At 72.4% G+C, this 18,892-nt stretch carries 14 protein-coding genes; 11 read left to right on the forward strand and 3 right to left on the reverse strand.

Annotated features, from left to right (window positions below; all coding sequences use genetic code 11):
• Nucleotide 1 precedes the first annotated feature (1 nt).
• Nucleotides 2-859, reverse strand: a complete 858-nt coding sequence (locus KALB_RS24875; RefSeq protein WP_025358420.1) for an SCO6745 family protein — start codon at nucleotides 857-859, stop codon at nucleotides 2-4.
• 52 nt (nucleotides 860-911) lie between these two features.
• On the opposite strand from KALB_RS24875, the gene KALB_RS24880 reads away from it, so the two are divergent.
• Nucleotides 912-2,330, forward strand: coding sequence for an aminotransferase-like domain-containing protein (locus KALB_RS24880; protein WP_025358421.1), 1,419 nt, complete (start codon nucleotides 912-914; stop codon nucleotides 2,328-2,330).
• A gap of 142 nt (nucleotides 2,331-2,472) precedes the next feature.
• Here the strand turns inward: KALB_RS24880 and KALB_RS24885 are convergent, their stop codons facing one another.
• A complete protein-coding gene (locus KALB_RS24885; RefSeq protein ID WP_025358422.1) occupies nucleotides 2,473-3,453 on the reverse strand; it encodes a helix-turn-helix domain-containing protein in 981 nt (326 codons plus the stop codon).
• A 131-nt stretch (nucleotides 3,454-3,584) separates the two neighbouring features.
• On the opposite strand from KALB_RS24885, the gene KALB_RS24890 reads away from it, so the two are divergent.
• The 6 genes from KALB_RS24890 (at nucleotide 3,585) to KALB_RS24915 (ending at nucleotide 13,867) form a co-directional block, all read left to right on the forward strand.
• A complete protein-coding gene (locus tag KALB_RS24890) occupies nucleotides 3,585-5,525 on the forward strand; it encodes a putative Ig domain-containing protein (RefSeq protein ID WP_042220770.1) in 1,941 nt (646 codons plus the stop codon).
• A gap of 262 nt (nucleotides 5,526-5,787) precedes the next feature.
• Nucleotides 5,788-7,014 carry a PucR-like N-terminal domain-containing protein gene (locus KALB_RS24895; protein WP_042220772.1) on the forward strand — a complete coding sequence of 409 codons (1,227 nt, stop codon included), beginning with the start codon at nucleotides 5,788-5,790 and terminating at the stop codon, nucleotides 7,012-7,014.
• A 72-nt stretch (nucleotides 7,015-7,086) separates the two neighbouring features.
• Nucleotides 7,087-8,874 carry a cellulase family glycosylhydrolase gene (locus tag KALB_RS24900; RefSeq protein ID WP_025358425.1) on the forward strand — a complete coding sequence of 596 codons (1,788 nt, stop codon included), beginning with the start codon at nucleotides 7,087-7,089 and terminating at the stop codon, nucleotides 8,872-8,874.
• Nucleotides 8,864-10,519 (forward strand): FAD-binding dehydrogenase, encoded by a 1,656-nt coding sequence (locus KALB_RS24905; protein ID WP_025358426.1) that lies wholly within the window; start codon nucleotides 8,864-8,866, stop codon nucleotides 10,517-10,519. Before KALB_RS24900 ends, KALB_RS24905 begins: the two co-directional genes overlap by 11 nt.
• A gap of 105 nt (nucleotides 10,520-10,624) precedes the next feature.
• Nucleotides 10,625-12,190, forward strand: a complete 1,566-nt coding sequence (locus KALB_RS44215; RefSeq protein ID WP_025358427.1) for a PLL family lectin — start codon at nucleotides 10,625-10,627, stop codon at nucleotides 12,188-12,190.
• A 45-nt stretch (nucleotides 12,191-12,235) separates the two neighbouring features.
• A complete protein-coding gene (locus KALB_RS24915) occupies nucleotides 12,236-13,867 on the forward strand; it encodes a PLL family lectin (RefSeq protein ID WP_148309616.1) in 1,632 nt (543 codons plus the stop codon).
• 73 nt (nucleotides 13,868-13,940) lie between these two features.
• Here KALB_RS24915 and bla read toward each other — a convergent pair whose 3' ends face one another.
• Nucleotides 13,941-14,918, reverse strand: a complete 978-nt coding sequence (gene bla, locus KALB_RS24920; RefSeq protein ID WP_042220775.1) for a class A beta-lactamase — start codon at nucleotides 14,916-14,918, stop codon at nucleotides 13,941-13,943.
• A gap of 110 nt (nucleotides 14,919-15,028) precedes the next feature.
• Here bla and KALB_RS24925 point away from each other — a divergent pair, with 110 nt between their 5' ends.
• The 4 genes from KALB_RS24925 to KALB_RS24940 all read left to right on the forward strand — a co-directional run bounded on the left by KALB_RS24925 (nucleotide 15,029) and on the right by KALB_RS24940 (nucleotide 18,847).
• Complete coding sequence (locus KALB_RS24925; protein ID WP_025358430.1) at nucleotides 15,029-15,982, forward strand: LysR family transcriptional regulator; 954 nt, start codon at nucleotides 15,029-15,031, stop codon at nucleotides 15,980-15,982.
• Complete coding sequence (locus tag KALB_RS24930; RefSeq protein WP_025358431.1) at nucleotides 15,979-16,902, forward strand: serine hydrolase; 924 nt, start codon at nucleotides 15,979-15,981, stop codon at nucleotides 16,900-16,902. Before KALB_RS24925 ends, KALB_RS24930 begins: the two co-directional genes overlap by 4 nt.
• 131 nt (nucleotides 16,903-17,033) lie before the next feature.
• Nucleotides 17,034-17,666 (forward strand): DUF1453 family protein, encoded by a 633-nt coding sequence (locus KALB_RS24935; protein WP_025358432.1) that lies wholly within the window; start codon nucleotides 17,034-17,036, stop codon nucleotides 17,664-17,666.
• A gap of 17 nt (nucleotides 17,667-17,683) precedes the next feature.
• Nucleotides 17,684-18,847 (forward strand): sensor histidine kinase, encoded by a 1,164-nt coding sequence (locus tag KALB_RS24940; RefSeq protein WP_025358433.1) that lies wholly within the window; start codon nucleotides 17,684-17,686, stop codon nucleotides 18,845-18,847.
• Nucleotides 18,848-18,892: the final 45 nt, after the last annotated feature.

Consider the following 18,892-nt stretch of genomic DNA (forward strand, 5'->3'; position numbering starts at 1 on the left):
TTCAGGGCCTGGGGGCGCCGATCGGGTTGGGCACCGGCACCACCCCGCTGTCGACGAGGTGCCGACTCAGCGGGGTCGCCAGCTGGATGACCTCGTGCACCCCGGACTCGCCGAGTGCGGCGACGGGGCCCGCGGCGAGCCGGTCGGTGTCCTCCTCGATCTGCCTGCGCAGCGCGCCACCGGTCTTGGTGAGCCGGTTCGTGCGGTCCAGCAGCCCACGGGCGACCAGCCCACGCCGCGACTGCTCCCAGTCCTCATCGGTCCAACCGCGGTTGATCTGCAACAGCTCGCGGGTCACGGCCCCGGTCGCGACGTGGGTGAGCGTGGCGTCGATCCCGGCCAGCCCGGCGTGCACCGCGGCGAGCACGTGCCCGTCGCCGCGGTGCTCGCGCAGGACGGTGGCGGCGAGCCAGATCCGGGACAGCGCGTCCTCGGGCGGGCGGACCGCCGACCAGGCGGCGGCCAGCGGGCGGCCCGCGAAGCCGCAGCCCCGCACCGCGCGGTCCAGCAACTCCGCCAGGCGGTCCAGGTCGGTGCTGGGTGGCAGGGTGCGCCGCAGTGTCGCGCCCACGGAGTCGATGCGGGCGTCGAGCGCGGTCTCGGGGGTGGTGAAGGTCCAGGCGGCGGGCAGGAAGCGGGCCACCATGCCGGGCGCGAAACCGAACACCACGGCGGTGGCCGCGGCGGGCCCGAGCGCGCCCAGCGGGGCGACCCGGCCGGTGAAGTAGCCCATCCACCAACTGGGCAGGCCGATGGCCTTGGCCGCGGCGGCGGGCTCGGCGGCGAAGTAGGCCACCGCGTGGATCGGCTCGACGGCCTCCCACAGGCGCCTGGCGAGCGTGGGGCTGGGGTTGGTCATGCACCGCAGCGTCCAGCTTGCCGCTCGCGGAAAACAGGGCCAATGTGCACGAGTGGACCAGGATCTGGCGTGGTGGGTGCGCATCGCCGTGGACGGTTGGCGGCAGCGTCCCGGCCCGCGCTACCGGCGGCTGGCCGCCGCGGTGACCGAGGCGGTGGACTCCGGGCTGGCCGCACCCGGCGCGCGGCTGCCCGCCGAGCGGCCGCTGGCCGAGGCGCTGGGCCTGAGCCGGGGCACGGTGGTGCGCTGCTACGAGGAACTCGTCGCCGCCGGTGTCGTGGCGCGGCGGGTCGGCGCGGGCACGTTCGTGCGCGGACGGCCCGCGTGGACGCAGACCCCCGGCGAGAGCGCGGCCTCGGCTCTGCTGCGGCGGCGGATCGCCGAGGACGGGCACGCGATCGACCTGTCCCTGTCCGTGCCCGCGGGGCTGGAGCACCTGCCCGACCTGCCGGGGCTGCGCGGACTGCGCGGGCACGGCCTGCACCCGGCGGGCACCCCGGAGCTGCGCGCGGCCCTGGCCGAGCACCTGACGCACCGGCTCGCCCTGCCCACGACGGCCGAGCAGGTGATCGTCACCTCGGGGGCCCAGCACGCGCTGACCGTGCTGGCGGCGGCCGTGGTGTCGCCGGGTCGCGCCGTGCTCACCGGCTGCCCGACCTACGCCGGGCTGGCGGGCGCGCTGGCCGGGCGCGGCGGGCGGCTGCTCGGTGTGCCGGTGGACCCGCTGGGTGTGGAGGTCAACGCGGTGCGACGGGCCACCGCCCAGCTACCCGCGCCGATCATCTACGTGGACTCCGCCGCGAGCAGCCCGACCGGGGCGGTGCTCAGCCGCGCACGGGGCGAGGCGCTGCTGCACGTGGCCCGGCGCAACGACGCGCTGCTGGTGGAGGACCTGGCGCAGGCCGGTCTGCCGCTTGACAGCGGCGAGGTGCCGATTCCCCTTGCGGCACAGGATGATTCGGTGATCGCGGTGGGCTCGCTGTCGAAGATGTTCTGGGCGGGGTTGCGGATCGGCTGGATCCGTGCGCCCGCCGCCCTGCACGGTCACCTGCTGCGGCTGCGCTCGGCGCACGACCTGGCCCCGTCGGCGCCGTCCCAGCTGCTGGCGGTGCAGTTGCTGCGCGCGGTCGACGGGGCGTGGCTGGCCGACCTGCTCGCCGTGCTGCGGGACAGGCGCTCGCTGGTGGTCGACCTGCTGGCCCGGCACCTGCCCGCCTGGCGGGTGACGCCGCCCGCGGCGGGTCTGTCGGTGTGGGCGGAGTTGCCGGTACGCGAGGCGGAGACCTACGCGCATCTCGCCGCGCGCTACGGGGTGATCGTGGCGCCGGGTGGCACGAGTTGTGCCTGCGGCGGGCACCGGCACGGGGTTCGCCTGTCGCTGGCGGCGTCCCGGCAGACCCTGCAGTCCGCGGTGGACGGCCTGGCCGCCGCCTGGCAGCACCACGCGGAGCAGCTCGCGGCCAGCCCCTGACCGGCCAACCCCAGCGCGTGTCGGCGCTGCCGGTGCCGCGTGTCGGCGCTGCCGGTACGCCGTGTTGGGCGAACACACCGTACGGGAACGTCCGACACACCGTACGGGTAGCGCCGACACGCGCGGGTTCCGCCCGGGCGGCTCAGATCCAGCCGTTGCGTTTGGCGTGCAGGGCCAGCTGGAACCGGTTGGCCGCCCCGGTGCGGCTCATCAGCACCTCCAGGTAGCGGAACAGGGTTCGGCGCGAGATGCCCAGGGTGCGCGCGATCTGCTCGTCGCCCAGCCCGGCCGCCAGCAGGGCGAGCAGGCGGCGTTCGCTGGGCTGCAGGAACGGCCCGGTGCGCTGCTCGCCAAGGCTCAGCGGCAGCGCGGCCCGCCAGCAGACCTCGAACAGGCCGATCATCGCCGAGAGCAGGCTGGAGGGCCGGATCAGCACGGCGGTACCGCCCACCTCGGCCTCGGCCGCCGACAGGGAGACCACGGCGCAGTCGGTGTCGAGGATGAGCAGCTTCACCGGGACGTCGGGCAGGGTCCTGGCCTCCTCCCCCGCGCGGACACTGGGCACGACGTTCTCGGCGAGGTATTCGGAACGCTCCAACGCCGGTTTCGCGTACACCGCCCGATACCTCACACCATTGGCCAGGTTGTCCATTTCCACCTGATTCGCCACGCCCACGGCGTAGTAGGGCGGCGAATCAAGTCCGCGGACCTCGGCCCGCACGGATCGTTCCAATTGGGTGATGCGGTCCTCCACCTCGGGGCCGCTGATGACCTCCAGCAGGTGCTCGCCGGTGTCACCGACCATTCGGTGCAGTGCCTGGTACGCGCTCGCGGTGGCCACCCGCGCCTGGGCCAGTTCGGCCTCGCGCCGCCGGGACAGCAGCTCCAGCGCTGGATTGGGCGGTACCGGGGTGACCAGCGCACGGCCGTCCCCGACCCGGACGACGAGCCCGACCTCGACGAGTTCGGCCACCCGGCGGCAGGTCTGCTCCTCCGAGCACCCGGCCAGTTCCGCCAGTTGGGCCACGGTGCGCGAGCCGTTCGCCAGCAAGGACGAATACAGTTCCGCGGCTTCGTTGCCGAGTCCGAGAGTGACGAGGTGACCGATTTCCGCAAGAGCCATCGTGAAACCCTCCGCCGCCTGCGGATCGGCACATTAGTGCCAGTGTCAGCACAGCGCCACCAACAACTGGTCCGGCGAGGTAGACAACACGGCACTGCTGATTGTTTCCCGGCCCTGCACCTGGAGGAACCGTGCGCAGTACCCAACGATGGCTCGCCGCCGTCACCGGTTTGGCGGCATTGGCGCTCACCGCGGGATCGGCGGTGGCCACCGCGGCACCGGCCGCCCCTGCCGCGACCAGCACAGCCGCGACCAACGTGTGCGACCAGGCGGTGAAGCCCGGTTACGCCGCCTGCTTCGCACTGAGAAGAACCGACCTCGCCCAGCAGCACCTGGCGCCCAACGCGCTGCCGAGCGGGCTGGGCCCGACCGACCTGCGCAGCGCCTACAACCTGACCGCCTCGGGCAGTTCCTCGGCCACCGTGGCCATCGTGGACGCCCAGGACGACCCCAACGCCGAGTCGGACCTGGCCAGCTACCGGTCCACCTACGGGCTGCCCGCGTGCACCACGGCCAACGGCTGCTTCCGCAAGGTCAACCAGAACGGGCAGGCCAGCCCGCTGCCCACCGCGGACAGTGGCTGGGCCGGTGAGATCTCCCTGGACCTGGACATGGTCTCGGCGATCTGCCCCGGCTGCCACATCCTGTTGGTGGAGGCCAGTTCCGCCTCGATGGACGCGCTGGGCACCTCGGTCAACACCGCCGTGAGCATGGGCGCGAAGTACGTGTCCAACAGCTACGGCGGCAGTGAGGACGGCACCGAGAACACCTCCGACTCCAGCTACTTCAACCACGCCGGGGTCGCGATCACGGCCAGCACCGGGGACAGCGGCTACGGCATCAGCTACCCGGCCTCCTCCGCCTACGTCACGGCCGTGGGCGGCACCTCGCTGTCCAGGGCGAGCAACGCGCGCGGCTGGTCGGAGAGCGCCTGGAGCGGTGCGGGCAGCGGCTGTTCCTCCTCGGTGGCCAAGCCCTCGTTCCAGAACGTGACGACCAGCTGCGCCAACCGGGCCAACGCGGACGTGTCCGCCGTGGCCGACCCGCAGACCGGCGTGGCGGTGTACCAGACCTACGGCGGCAGCGGCTGGGCGGTCTACGGCGGCACCAGCGCCTCCTCGCCGATCATCGCCTCGGTCTACGCGCTGGCGGGCACCCCGGGTTCCGCGGACCGCCCGGCGGCCTACCCGTACTCGCACGCCACGAACCTCTACGACGTGACCACCGGCTCCAACGGCAGCTGCTCGGCCACCGTGCAGTGCACCGCCGGTACCGGCTGGGACGGCCCCACCGGGCTGGGCACCCCCAACGGCACGGCGGCCTTCACCGCGGGCGGCACCCCGCCGCCGCCCGGCTCGCCCTCGGTCACCAACCCGGGCGGCCAGACCGGCACCGTCGGCACCGCGGTGAGCCTGCAACTGGCGGCGACCGGCGGCACGAGCCCGTACACCTGGACGGCCAGCGGCCTGCCCGCCGGGCTGTCGATCTCCTCGGGCGGGCTGGTGTCCGGCACGCCGGGCACCGCGGGCAGCTACTCGGTGACCGCCACGGTGACCGACAGCGCGGGCAAGACCGGCAGCGCCACCTTCGGCTGGACGATCAACCCCACCGGCGGTGGCTGCTCGGGCCAGCGACTGGGCAACCCCGGCTTCGAGAGCGGCACCTCCCCGTGGACGGCATCCTCCGGGGTGGTGAGTGACTCCTCCTCCGGTGAGGCAGCGCACAGCGGCACCTACCTGGCCTGGCTCAACGGTTATGGCACGGCTCACACGGACTCGCTGTCACAGTCGGTGAGCATCCCCGCGGGTTGCCACACAACCCTGTCGTTCTGGCTGCACATCGACACGGCCGAGACGAGCAGCTCGACGGCCTACGACAAGCTGACCGTCAAGGCCGGGTCGACCACCTTGGCCAGTTACTCGAACCTGGACAAGAACTCCGGCTACGCGCAGAAGAGCTTCGACCTGTCCGCCCTTGCCGGGCAGACGGTTTCGGTGTCCTTCAGCGGGGTGGAGGACTCCTCGCTGCAGACCTCGTTCGTGATCGACGACACCGCGCTGACCCTGAGCTAGCAGCACGCACACCAGCAGGGGCGGGGCGCCGACCGGCGTCCCGCCCCTGCGCACGTTTTGTCACCGCCGTGCGCACGGCGGTTCCGGCAGTTGTCACCTGTGCCGAGAGTTGCCGATGGTTACTGAGCGGATTCGGCCTCTTGCGGACTGTGGCAGAATTCGGCTTCGTGCACGGCCCATCGCCTGTGGGGGCACGGTGTCGCCCGATGTCGATCGAACCGCCAGTCGATCCGGGCGGGTCCGCACCGGAAGGAGCACCGGGATGAGACAAGTGAGCACGGTCCGCCCTCTCGGCGAGGCACTGCCCAAGGAGCTGGCTACGCTGATCCGGCCGCAGCTGCCCGCGCTGGCCGAGGACATCATCCACACCATCCGGGCCGCCATCCCGGAGTACGCCCGGCCGATGGACGGCTGCTACGGCCAGGCCATCAAGCTGGGCGTCAACCAGGCGCTCGCCCAGTTCGTGGACCGCATCGCCGACCCGAACACCCCGCGGGACGCCTCGGCCGAGGTGTACCGGCAGCTGGGCAGGCTGGAGGCCAGCGAGGGCCGCAGCCTGGACCTGTTGCAGGCCGCGTACCGGATCGGCACCCGGGTGGCCTGGCGGCACATGATCCGTTTCCGGCAGCGCAGCGGCCTGCCCACCCAGCTGATGTGGGCGCTGGGCGAGGCCGCGCTGGCCTACGCCGACGAGCTGGCGGCGCTGTCGGTGGAGGGCTACGCCGACATGCAGGCGCGCACCGCCAGCACGGTGGAGCGCAGGCGGCGCAGGCTGCTGCGGCTGCTGCTGGCGCCCACCGGCACCTCCCGGCAGGAGATCGCCGAGCTGGCCGGACCGGCCCGCTGGCCGCTGCCCGAGCAGGTCTGCGTGATCGTGCTGGACCGGCTGCCCGAGGTGGAGCCCGCGATCAGCCCGGCCCTGCCCGAGGAGGTGCTGATCGACCTGGAGGGCGGGGACCCCTGCCTGATCGTGCCCGAGCCGAGCGGGCAGCACTGGTGGACCCCGGTCGAACACGCGCTGCCCGGCTGGCGGCTGGTGATCGGCCCCGTGGTGCCCACCTCGGACGCGGCGAAGTCGCACCGGCAGGCCCAGGTCGCCAGGGAACTGGTGCAGCGCAACGCCATCGAGGCCAGCTCCCCGGTGCACTGCTCCGACCACCTGTCCACGCTGTGGCTGCTCACCGACGAGTTCCTGGTCGAGCAGCTGATCCGCAAGCGCCTGGCCCCGTTGCAGCCGCTGACCGACAAGCAGCACAAGCGGCTGGGTGAGACCCTGCTGGCCTGGCTGGAGACCCGCGGCGGGGCGCCGGAGATCGCGGCCCGGCTGCGCGTGCACCCGCAGACCGTGCGCTACCGCATGCGCCAGGTGGAGGGCCTGTTCGGCGACCAGCTGCGCGACCCGGACAGCCGGTTCGAGCTGGAGGTGGCGCTGCGCGCGGCCTCGCTGACCACCGCGCCCCAGGAGCCCGGCGAGGAGCGCGCGGGCTGAGCCTTGACGCCGCGGCACCCCCTGGCTACCGTCCGGTAAGAATTTTTTTCACGTTCTAGCCTGGGGGCGTGGATGCGGGCGGTCGCAGCGGTACTGGTGGCGAGCCTCGCCGTGGTCCCGGCACCGGCCGACCCACCGCCGCCGACCAGCGCGATCACCGTGCGCGGCAACACCTTCGTGGACGGCGCGGGCCGTGAGGTGGTGCTGCGCGGCTTCAACGTCTCCGGCGGGGTCAAGCTCGGCGAGCACGGCGGCCTGCCCTTCGCCGAGGCCGAACAGGCCCGCCAGGCGGCCACCGAGATGCGGCGGCTCACCGGGGCCAACGCGGTCCGGTTCCTGCTGAACTGGGCCGCCGCCGAACCGGTGCGCGGGCAGAGCGACCCGGACTACCACGCCCGGCTCACCGAACAGCTCAGGGCGTTCCTGGACCAGGGCTTCGCGGTGATCACCGACTGGCACCAGGACCTGGTCTCCCGGGCGCTGTTCGCCAGGGACAGCTGGTACACCGGCGACGGGGCACCGGCCTGGGCGCTGGCCCCGCACCCGCACGAGTCCTGCGGGATCTGCGTCCACTGGGGACAGAACATCACCCAGAACTCCGTTGTGCAGCAAGCCAACGCCGACTTCTGGCACAACCGCGACGGGGTGCGGGAGGAGTTCCTGGCACAGGCGGGCCGCACCATGGAGTACCTGCGCACGCACCTGTCGGCGGCCGAGTTCGCCGGGATCGTGGGCATGGACCCGTGGAACGAGCCCTACGCCGGGCGCTACGACCAGGGCCAGGACAGCCGGTCCTGGGAGCGCGACCTGCTGTGGCCGTTCTACCAGCGGTTCCGGGCGCGCATGGACGCGGCGGGCTGGCAGGACAAACCGGCGTTCGTGGAGCCGAACCTGTTCTGGAACTCCACCATCGGCCTGGTCAGGCAGACCGGCGGCCTGCTGGACGCCGGGGTGCCCGGCCCGCGCTACGTGTTCAACTCGCACTTCTACGACACGCGCGCGCAGTCCGGGGTGCTGATGCCCGGCAAGGCCGGGGACGGGCAGTACACCGCCGACCTGAACGCGGTGCGCGGCCGGGCCGAGGCGCTGGGCACCGCGGCCGTGCTGACCGAGTTCGGCCACCCGCTGACCGGGTTCACCTCCGACAAGGCGCCGACCGTGGACAAGGCGCTGTACCAGGCCCTGGACTCCACGGCGGCGGGCAGCCACTGGTGGGCGCATCCCGTGGGCGCCGTGCTGTCGGGTACCCAGTGGCACTGGGACACCGCCAGCGGGCGGCACCACGAGCTGATGAACGACAACCCGGACAAGGTGATCACCGCCGCCGACGCGTGGAATGGTGAGGACTTCTCCGCCGTGCGCACGGCGGAGGACGGCACGGTGCTGCTGCGGCAGGACCAGCGGCTGCTGGACCGGTTGTACCCGAAGGCGGTGGCCGGGCACCTGCTCGGCTTCAGCTACGAGGACCGGTCACGTGACGGCGAGCAGGCACTGACCTTCGCCCCCGTGCCGGACTCCCTGCCCGCGACCAAGGCGCTGGTCGGCGAGGGCCGGTACGGCGTGCTGCTCTGGCGGGGCAGCACCGGTTCGGCCCCCACCGCACTGCACCTACCAGCGGGTTTCGCCCCGCAGGTCGTGTCCGACGTGCCCTGGCACCAGGCCGGGGACGAGTTGCTGCTCGACTCCTCCCCCGGCACGCACTGGGCGCTGGTCCTCGACCGTTCCCCCGCACCCGACGGGGCGGCCCGGGCGGAGTTGGTCCGCTGGGTGGCCTCCGTCCTGAGTGGAAAGTCCCAGTGCGGTGTCCAAGAACCGCGTCGGGTGCAGGACAGCGCACTAGGATCGCCCCATGGCCCATGACGCTGATGTGATCGTCGTAGGCGCCGGTCTCGCCGGACTGGTCGCCACCGCAGAACTCGCCGCCGCGGGGCGCAAAGTGCTGCTGCTCGACCAGGAACCCGAGGCGTCACTGGGCGGGCAGGCGTTCTGGTCCTTCGGCGGGCTGTTCCTGGTCAACTCCCCCGAGCAGCGCCGTCTTGGCGTGCGCGACTCACACGAGCTGGCCCTGCAGGACTGGCTCGGTTCGGCCGCCTTCGACCGCGAGTGCGACCACTGGCCCAGGCAGTGGGCGCACGCCTACGTGGACTTCGCCAGCGGGGAGAAGCGGGCCTGGCTGCACGCGATGGGCGTGCGCTGGTTCCCGCTCGTGCAGTGGGCCGAGCGCGGCGGCTACCTCGCCGACGGGCACGGCAACTCGGTGCCGCGCTTCCACGTCACCTGGGGCACCGGCCCGGGCATCATCGACCCGTTCGTGCGCAAGGTCCGCGAGGCCGCCGAGCGCGGGCTGGTGACCTTCAAGTTCCGCCACCGCGTCACCGAGCTCACCCAGTCCGGCGGGGTGGTGGACGGGGTACGCGGGGACGTGCTCGAACCCAGCACCGTGGAGCGCGCCGCGCCCAGCTCGCGCACCGTGGTCGGGGACTTCGAGCTGCGTGCCCAGGCGGTGATCGTCACCAGTGGCGGCATCGGCGGCAACCACGACCTGGTCCGCCGCAACTGGCCCAAGTCCATGGGCACCCCGCCCAAGCACATGCTCGCGGGCGTGCCGGACTTCGTGGACGGCAAGATGATCGGCGTCACGGCGGCGGCCGGGGCCAACGTCATCAACGAGGACCGGATGTGGCACTACCCGGAGGGCATCGACAACTTCGCGCCCATCTGGGGCAAACACGGCATCCGCATCCTGTCCGGCCCCTCCCCGCTGTGGCTGGACGCCACCGGCAGGCGGCTGCCCATCCCGCTGTTCCCCGGCTTCGACGCGCTCGGCGCGCTGGAGCACATCGTCAAGGGCGGCCACGACCACTCCTGGTTCCTGCTCAACCAGCGCATCATCGGCCAGGAGTTCGCGCTGTCGGGCTCCGAGCAGAACCCGGACCTGACCGGCAAGGACGTGCCGCTGCTGCTCAAGCGCGCGCTGCCCGGGGCGGTCGGCCCCGTGGAACAGTTCGCCCGGCGCTCGCCCGAGTTCATCACCGGCCGGACCGTGGCCGAACTGGCCAAGGGCATGAACGCGCTGACCGGCTCGGACCTGGTGGACGTGGCCGAACTGGAGCGCACCGTGGTGGAGCGCGACCGCGAGGTCAGCACCGGGCTGGGCAAGGACATGCAGGTCAACGCGATCCACTCGGCGCGCCGGTTCTTCACCGACCGGGTCATGCGCGCGGTCAAGCCGCACCGGCTGGCCGACCCCAAGGCCGGGCCGATGATCGCCGTGCGGCTGTCGATCCTGACCCGCAAGACGCTCGGCGGGCTGGAGACCGACCTGTCCGGCCGCGTGCTGCGCGCCGGGGGCGAGCCGCTGGCCGGGGTGTACGCCGCGGGCGAGGTCTCCGGGTTCGGCGGCGGCGGGGTGCACGGCTACCGCGCCCTGGAGGGCACCTTCCTCGGCGGCTGCCTGTTCTCCGGCCGCACCGCGGGCCGGGCGGTGGCCAGGGCCGTGGGCTGAGCCACCCCGCACGGGGGTGCTCTGACGTGGGTTTTGAGTTTTCTTTGATGACCGGCACGCAGCCTTTGCCCGTCAGCGGAGATCACTCCCACGAAGGGCACCACCGTGCACACCACACCTGCCCGCACCCTCGTCCGCACCGTCACCGCCCTGGCCGCCACCGCGGTGGTCCTGTCCGGGCTGGCCGCGACGAGCGTGCTCACCGCGAGCCCGGCACTGGCCGCCACGGCCAGACCGGCGGTCGCGAACTCCACAGTGGACGGACAGATCACCAGGAGCGAGGTGCTGACCCGCGCCCAGTCCTGGATCGACGAGCACGTCCCCTACAGCCAGAACGACTCGCACACCAACCAGTACGGCACCTACCGCCAGGACTGTTCGGGTTACGTCTCGATGGCCTGGCACCTGGGAACCTCCCGTTGGACCGGCAATCTCGGTGAGGTCATGCACGACGTCGCCCGGTCCGACCTCAAGGCCGGGGACGTGCTGTTCCGGCACGACTCCACCCAGCAGCACGTGGCGCTGTTCCTGCGCTGGAACGACTCCGCGCACACCCAGCCGGTGGTACTGGAGGAGTACGACTACGGGCACAACGCCGAGCAGCGCACCTGGGCGGCCAACTACGCGAACTCCTTCGCCCCCAAGCGGTACAACCGCATCGTCGACGACCCGGTACAGCGCGAGCAGACCACCGCGCGTTCCACGGTGTCGGTCACCGGGGGCGCGGGCTCGCGGACGATGTTCGCGCGCGGGGTCGGCGGGGACGTGGTCGCCAGCTGGCAGAACACCGAACTGGGCGACTACTCCCCCTGGGCCAGCCTCGGCGGCAAGATCGCCGGGCAGGTCACGGTGACCGGCCCGGCCGGAGCCCGCGTCCTGTTCGCCCGGGGCACCGGCGGGGACGTCGTCGCCAGCTGGCAGAACGATGCCCAGGGCAACTACTCCGCGTGGACCTCCCTGGGCGGCAACATCACCAGTGACGTCACCGTCGTGGGTGAGGCGGGTTCGCGCATCCTCTACGCCCGCGGGGTCAACGGCGATGTGGTGACCAGCTGGCAGACCGGCAACCTCGGTGACTACACCCCGTGGACCTCGCTCGGCGGCAACATCGTCGGCAACGTCACCGTCACCGGCCCGGCCGGAGCCCGCGTGATGTTCGCCCGCGGCAAGAACGGCGACGTCGTCGCCAGCTGGCAGAACGATGCCCAGGGCAACTACTCCGCGTGGACCTCCTTGGGCGGCAACATCACCAGTGACGTCACCGTGGTCGGCGAGGGCGGTTCCCGCACTCTCTACGCCCGGGGCGCAGGCGGCGACGTCGTCACGAGCTGGCAGACCGGCAACCTCGGCGACTACACGCCCTGGACCTCGCTCGGCGGCTCGATCACCGGCAACGTCACCGTCACCGGCCCGGCCGGAGCCCGCGTGATGTTCGCCCGCGGCAAGAACGGCGACGTCGTCGCCAGCTGGCAGAACACCGCGCTCGGCGACTACTCGCCCTGGACCTCCTTGGGCGGCAACATCACCGGCGACGTGACCGTGGTCGGCGACGCGGGCTCTCGCATCCTCTACGCCCGCGGGGTCAACGGCGATGCCGTCGCCAGCTGGCAGACCGGCGCGCTCGGCGACTACACGCCCTGGACCAGCCTCGGCGGCAAGCTCGCGGGCTGATCCGCTCCACAGCAAGCAATTCCGAATTCCACAGAGGGGACAACTGTGTCTACGCAAGGAAATGCCAAGTTCCGCGGTGCCGTGGCAGCCGGTCTGGCCCTGGCCGGGGTGGTGGGCCTGAACGGGGTCGCCGCCGCCGCACCCAGCGCAGCCAGCCAGGACAGCGCCTACGCCCAGCACCAGCGTGCCCTGGCCGACATCGGCTACACCGCGTGCCACGCTGGCGGCCCGACCGCCCAGGACGGCGCGCTGGCCAACTCGTTGCGCGGCAGGCTGCACGCCAAGATGTCCGGCGGCCTGTCCGCCGAACAGGCCTCCTGCGCCAGAGCGATCGTGACCAACACGCTCAACGCCGGGTACAACAGCCACGCCGCCGTGATCGAGGTCGCCGCGACCATCGTGGAGACCAGCATCCTCAACCTCAACGGGGGCGACGCCACCAGCGTCGGCCTGTTCCAGATGCTCGCCGACAAGGGGACCTTCGCGCAGCGCACCGACGTGAACTACGAAGTCCGCTGGTTCCTCAGCACCATGTCCCGCACCTACCCCAACAACACCTGGCAGACCAAGCCCGTCGGCGAGGTCGCCCAAGGCGTGGAGCGCTCCGCCTACCCCGACCGCTACCAGCCCAACGCCGAGGACGCGCAGACCATCGTCAACGCGGTCCTCGCCCAGGGCACTGCCGCGGGCACGTCCACCGTGCACGTGCCGGTGGCCGTCGCGGGCGAGGGTGGCTCACGTGTCCTGTTCGCCCGGGGCACCGGCGGGGACGTCATCTCCAGTTGGCAGACCGGCAACCTCGGCGACTACACCCCCTGGACCAGCCTCGGCGGCTCGATCACCAGCGACGTCACCGTCGTCGGCGACCCCGGCTCGCGGATCCTGTTCGCCCGCGGGGCCAACGGGGACGTCGTCACCAGCTGGCAGAACACCGCACTCGGCGACTACTCCCCCTGGACCTCCCTCGGCGGGCACATCACCGGTGACATCACCGTCACCGGCCCGCCCGGTGGCCGCGTCCTGTTCGCTCGCGGCACCGGCGGTGACGTGGTCGCCAGCTGGCAGAACACCGCGCTGGGCGACTACTCGCCCTGGACCTCCTTGGGCGGCAACATCACCAGTGACGTGACGGTCGTCGGCGACGCGGGCTCACGGGTGCTCTACGCCCGGGGCGCAGGCGGCGATGTCGTCACCAGCTGGCAGACCGGCAACCTCGGCGACTACACCCCCTGGACCTCCCTCGGCGGCTCGATCACCGGCAACGTCACGGTCGTCGGCGACCCGGGCGCCCGCGTGCTCTACGCCCGAGGCACCAACGGGGACGTCGTCGCCAGCTGGCAGAACGACGCCCAGGGAAACTACTCCCCCTGGACCTCCTTGGGCGGCAACATCACCAGTGACGTCACCGTGCTCGGCGACCCCGGCGCGCGGATCCTGTACGCCCGGGGCACCGGCGGCGACGTCGTGACGAGCTGGCAGAACACCGCGCTCGGCGACTACTCGCCGTGGGTTTCGCTGGGCGGCAACATCACCGGCAACGTCTCGGCCACCGGCCCGGCCGGGGCCCGCGTCCTGTTCGCCCACGGCAAGAACGGCGACGTGGTCGCCAGCTGGCAGAACGACGCCCAGGGCAACTACTCCGCGTGGGCCAGCCTCGGCGGCAAGCTCGCCGGCTGACCCCCGCACCCCGCGTGCCGTCCGGGATTGCTCCCGGACGGCACGTGTTGGCGTCAGCGGTGGGAGGCCGCGGTCAGGAGGTGACGCCCAGTTCGCGCGCGAGCGCGGAGGCGACGGTCGCGAGGACCTTGTTGTCGATGGTCGAACCCTGCTGCCCGTAGGTGTAGACCGTGAACACCAGCGGGGCGTGCGAGGGCGGCCAGGCGACCGCGATGTCGTTGGCGCCCGCGTAGGCGTTGATGGTGCCGGTCTTGTCGCCGACCACCCAGTCCTTGGGCAGGCCCGCGCGGATGCGCTCGCCCCCGGTCTTCGAGGAGCGCAGCCAGCCGTTGAGGATCTCGCGGTCCTGGGCGGTCAGCGCGCTGCCCAGGCTGATCTGGTTCAGGTCGCGGCCCATGGCCGCGGGGGTCGTGGTGTCCTGCTCCTCCCCGGGCTGCCAGAGGTTGAGCGCGGGCTCGGTGTGGTCCAGCCGGGAGACCGGGTCGTTGAGCGAGCGGTAGTACCGGGTCAGGCCCGCCGGGCCGCCGATCTGCTCGATCAGGAGGTTGGCCGCGGTGTTGTCGCTGGCGGTCACCGCCGCCGAGGCCAGCTCGGACACGGTCATGCCCGCGGCACCGTGCCCGTTGACCGTGGAGCCGTCGAGCGGCACCTCCTTGTCCGGGGTCCAGTGCAGCGTCCGCTCCAGCAGTCCGGGGTCGGACCGGCGTGCCTTGTCCAGGATGGCGGCGGCCTCCACCGCCTTGAACGTCGACAGGGACGGGAAGCGTTCGTCCGTCCGGTAACCGACGGTCCTACCCGTACCGGTGTCCAGTGCGAACGCGCCGATGTGCTTGTGGGAGGAGGCTTCCAGCTCCTTCAGTTGCCGCTCCAGGCCGCTCGGCGCGGCTGGGGTCCCGCTGCTCTGGGGAGGATCCTGGCCCGCCGAGGCCGTTCCCGTGCCGCAGGCCGTCGAGGCCAGCAGCGCCGAGGCCGCCAGCACGGTCACGCCGAGCCGCTTCCAGCGGGAACCGCGCAAGGCCGGGACGGGCGCGCCTGCCTTGGTGCACAGCATCTGTCACTCCAGTGGTCGGGGTCGCTGTGCCATCGAGCCAACCAGCCCACCTGATCACATGTCCAAGAGACAAAGTTGAACGACCCATGCCTTTCTGATATGAGTCGGTGGTGGACCTGCTCGTGCACCTCGAGACCTTCGTCGCCACGGCCGAAGAGCTGAGCTTCTCCCGCGCCGCCGAGCAGCTCGCCATCGCGCAGCCGCTGCTGAGCCGCCGCATCAAGACCCTGGAGGACCACCTGGGCGGCGACCTGTTCGACCGGTCCCGCCGCCAGATCGAGGTCACCGACTTCGGCGCCGTCCTGTTGCCGTACGCCCAGGACGTGCTGCGCAGGACGGAGCGGCTGCGTGCCGTGGCGCAGTCCGCGCGGACCTCCGCGGTGCGCACGCTCGGCGTCCCGCCGGACTGCGACCCACCGGCCCTGGCTCGGGTCATCCGCACCGCCGCCGAGCGCGGCATCGCGATCAACGTGCACGAACTGCCAGCCGGGGCACGGGCGACGGCGCTGGCCGAAGGCTCGCTCACCTTCGCCCTGGTGCGCGTCCCACCGGGCACGGGCGCCCTCGACGTGCCGCTCGGGCTGTCCTCGGCCGCACCGGGCGAGGTTGCCCGCGGTGGGCGGCCGGTGCACCTGGACAGCCTCCGGCCCCGGCGAGGCGCCGACCGCACCGCCTGGCCGACCCTGCTGGTCACCCCCGAGGACGATGTCTCGCACCTCACCGAGCACCTGCGCAAGGCGGCGGCCCGATCCGGTCTGCCCGAGGCGTGGATCCGCGTCACCTCGGCCGCGTCCACCGCGCTCGCCCAGACCCTCGCCGGTGACGGTCTGCTGCTGTGCACCGAGCAGTTCGCACGGCGGCACCAGGTGTCCTGGGCCCCGCTGGCCGACACCGCGATCCGCAGGAGCTACGAACTCAGCCATGCCCCCGGACGGTCCGGCAAAGCGAGCGCGGCGGGGACGGCCAGTTGGCTGATGCCGTTGCTCGGCGCGGCGGTGGGCAGCGCGCTGGGCGCACGTCCTGAGGGCACGGACGCGCGTGCCCGGCTGGCGATGCGCGGATGACGGCCCACCCGGCGTACCTCGCCAGCACACCCGACCTGCTGCCGCTCGCGGAGTCGATCGCCGAGCAGTGGGCACGGGCCGGTGTCCGCGGGCACCTGCTCGCCCGCAACCTCGACACCGGCGAGCAGTTCGGGTTCGACGTGGACGTTGCCATCCCACTGGCCTCGGTGGTGAAGGTACCGCTCGCGCTGGCCGTGCTGGAACGCGTGGCGTCCGGGGCGCTCGACCCGGCACGCCAGATCACCGTCGATCCCGCGACGAGCAGCCTGGGCTCCACCGGGGTCTCGGCCTTCCGGTACCCGGCGACGCTGGCGGTCGGCGACCTGGTGCACATGATGCTGACCGTCAGCGACAACGCCAGCTCGGACGTGCTGCTCGACCTGATCGGCATCGACGGGCTCACCGGCAGCCTGCGCGCCTGGGGCTGCGCGGACATCCACGTCAGGCACCGGCTGCACCGGATGTACGAGTGCGCGGCCGGGGTGGCGGGCAACGACTTCGGGCTGGCACTGGAGCTCGCGATCCAGTCGGACCGCTCCGGGCAGCACACGATCGAGACGCTCGACCCCGCGCACGCCAACTCCGCGAGCGCCGCGGCGCTGGTCGACCTGCTGCACCGCGTCTGGCTGGACCGGATCAGCGAGCCCGCGGCGACGGCGGAACTGCGGCGTCTGATGTCCTTGCAGGTCTTCACCCACCGGCTCGCCAGCGACCTGCGCACCGACACGGTGCGGGTCAGCGGCAAGACCGGCACGTTCCTGCACCTGCGCCACGAGATCGGCGTGGTCGAGGCCGACTCCGGCGACCGGGTCGCGATCGCCGCGCTCACCAGGTCCACCCGCCGGGCCACCGTCGCCCAGGACATCGACCTGGCCATCGGCTCGGCGGCCAGGTCCGCGTTCGAGGCCCTGCGCGCCTGAGGCCCGCGCGGTCCCGGGTGGAGGCGTTTCTCCACCCGGGAATACGGCGCTGGTCCCAGGACTTCCCGGCCGCCGGTGCCTAGCGTTCGGATCACTGCGATGCGCAGTCCGAACAGCCAGGAGGCAACGCGATGAGCAGTCCCGTCCAAATCGTTCTGGTGCTGGCCGCCGTGTGTTACGTGCTGGTCCGCCGGATGATGGGGGAACCGGCAGAGGCCAAGCGGATGCTGGTCCTGCCCGCCGTGCTGGGGGCGATCGGCCTGTCGCAGGTCTCCGCCGACCTCAAGTCCCCGCTGTCGATCCTGTTCCTGGTGCTGACGGCCGGGATCAGTGTGGTGATCGGGGCCCTGCGGGGTGCGAGCGTGCGCGTCTCGGCACGGGACGGTCTCGCGTTCGTCCAGTACACCGGCGTCACCGTGGCGCTGTGGGTGGCGAACCTGGCGGTCAAGTTCGGGGCGAACTTCGTGCTGCGGGCCATCGACCCGCAGGATGCCGCCGCGCTGGGCAACAGCCTGCTGCTGACCCTGGGCGCGGGCATGCTCGTGGAGGGCCTCGTGGTCCTGGCCAAGGCAGTGCGCGGCGAAGGCCGCATCCTGTGGGCCAAGGGCAAGGACGGCGCACCGCACCAGCTGTCCCCCTGGCTGGACAGCCTGCAACAGAACAGGAACGGGCGGACCGCACCGGCGGGCACGCCGCACGCCGAGTACGGTTCGGACACCGGGCCCACCCCGAGTACCGGTACCCAGCAGCAGTTCCGTCGGTGAGCGAAGGAGCCCGGACCGTGACCTCGCGCGAACCGAGTCCGGCTCAACCGCGGCTGGACCGGTTCCACGACGCGCTGATCCGCCCCTTCGCCACCGTCACCGTGATCATCGTGACCGCGGTGGAACTGCCGGGCGCACAGCTCATCGCCCCGGTCCTGGCACTGTCGCTGTTCGCGGTCGTCTCGGCGCTCTCGATCAGCGCCCTGTTCCCGTGGCCCCGGCTGCGTCCCTGGCACCGGGCCGGTCTCCTGGCCGGTTACGCGGTGGGCGCGGCGGTCCTGCTCCCGCTCGCGCACGCGACCTCGGTCTCGGCCGCGTTCGCCTTCCTCGCCTCGGCCGCCGCCGGCGCCAAGCTGGCGTCCCGGCGGGCCGCGGTCGCGGTCGCGGTCCTCGGCGCGCTGACCGCGACGGCCACGACCTGGGTCGTCACCCAGGTCACCTCGGCGCCGGGCCAGTGGCCCTGGTGGCTCACGCTGACCGTCGGGCTGCCCGTCTACATCGGAATCTCCCGCCGGGACCAGGTGAACGCCGTGCTGAGCGCCCGGCGGGCGGCGCTGCAGGCCCAGCGGGCGGCGGCATCCGAGGCGCGGGAGGCGGCGCTGGTGGAACGCGGCCGGATCGCCCGCGAGATCCACGACGTGCTCGGGCACTCCCTGTCCGGGATCGCGCTGCAACTGGACATGGCCGACGCCCTCAACAGCAGTGGCCGGGGCGAGGAGGCCGTCCAGGCCATCCGCACGGCGCGGGCACTGGCCGTGAACAGCATCGGCGACACCCGGCGCGCGGTGCACGCGCTGCGCGAGGACACCTTGCCCCTGACCGAAACCCTGCGCCTGATGGCCAACGGTGACGCCGTCGCCTTCCAGGTGGTCGGGGAACCCGGGGCGGTGACCGTGGAAGCCGCGCACACCGTGGTCCGCGCGGCGCAGGAGGCGCTGACCAACGCCGCCAAGTACGCACCGGGCGCGGCCCGCGCGATGACCCTCACCTGCACCGAGGACCAGGTGTCCCTCACCGTCGCCAACGCGCCCGCCACCGCCGAGGCGCCCGCCGAGGTCGCCAGCGGCAGCGGCATGGGCCTGATCGGCATGCGCGAGCGCGTCGCCCTGCTCGGCGGCACGCTCCGGGCCGGGCCCGACCCGGACGGCGGGTGGACCGTGCACCTGGCGGTTCCGCGCTGAGCCGCGACGACCACGTGCACGAGACGACCGAGGCGAGCACGGTGG

It is taken from the genome of Kutzneria viridogrisea DSM 43870 (assembly GCF_000525635.1).
GTDB lineage: Bacteria > Actinomycetota > Actinomycetes > Mycobacteriales > Pseudonocardiaceae > Kutzneria > Kutzneria viridogrisea.

Excerpts from the sequence above, each read along its gene's own strand:
- KALB_RS24875 (WP_025358420.1), bottom strand. The coding sequence starts at position 859 with ATGACCAACCCCAGCCCCACGCTCGCCAGGCGCCTGTGGGAGGCCGTC.
- KALB_RS24885 (WP_025358422.1), bottom strand. The coding sequence starts at position 3,453 with ATGGCTCTTGCGGAAATCGGTCACCTCGTCACTCTCGGACTCGGCAAC.
- KALB_RS24895 (WP_042220772.1), top strand. The coding sequence starts at position 5,788 with ATGAGACAAGTGAGCACGGTCCGCCCTCTCGGCGAGGCACTGCCCAAG.
- KALB_RS24900 (WP_025358425.1), top strand. The coding sequence starts at position 7,087 with ATGCGGGCGGTCGCAGCGGTACTGGTGGCGAGCCTCGCCGTGGTCCCG.
- KALB_RS24905 (WP_025358426.1), top strand. The coding sequence starts at position 8,864 with ATGGCCCATGACGCTGATGTGATCGTCGTAGGCGCCGGTCTCGCCGGA.
- bla (WP_042220775.1), bottom strand. The coding sequence starts at position 14,918 with ATGCTGTGCACCAAGGCAGGCGCGCCCGTCCCGGCCTTGCGCGGTTCC.
- KALB_RS24930 (WP_025358431.1), top strand. The coding sequence starts at position 15,979 with ATGACGGCCCACCCGGCGTACCTCGCCAGCACACCCGACCTGCTGCCG.
- KALB_RS24935 (WP_025358432.1), top strand. The coding sequence starts at position 17,034 with ATGAGCAGTCCCGTCCAAATCGTTCTGGTGCTGGCCGCCGTGTGTTAC.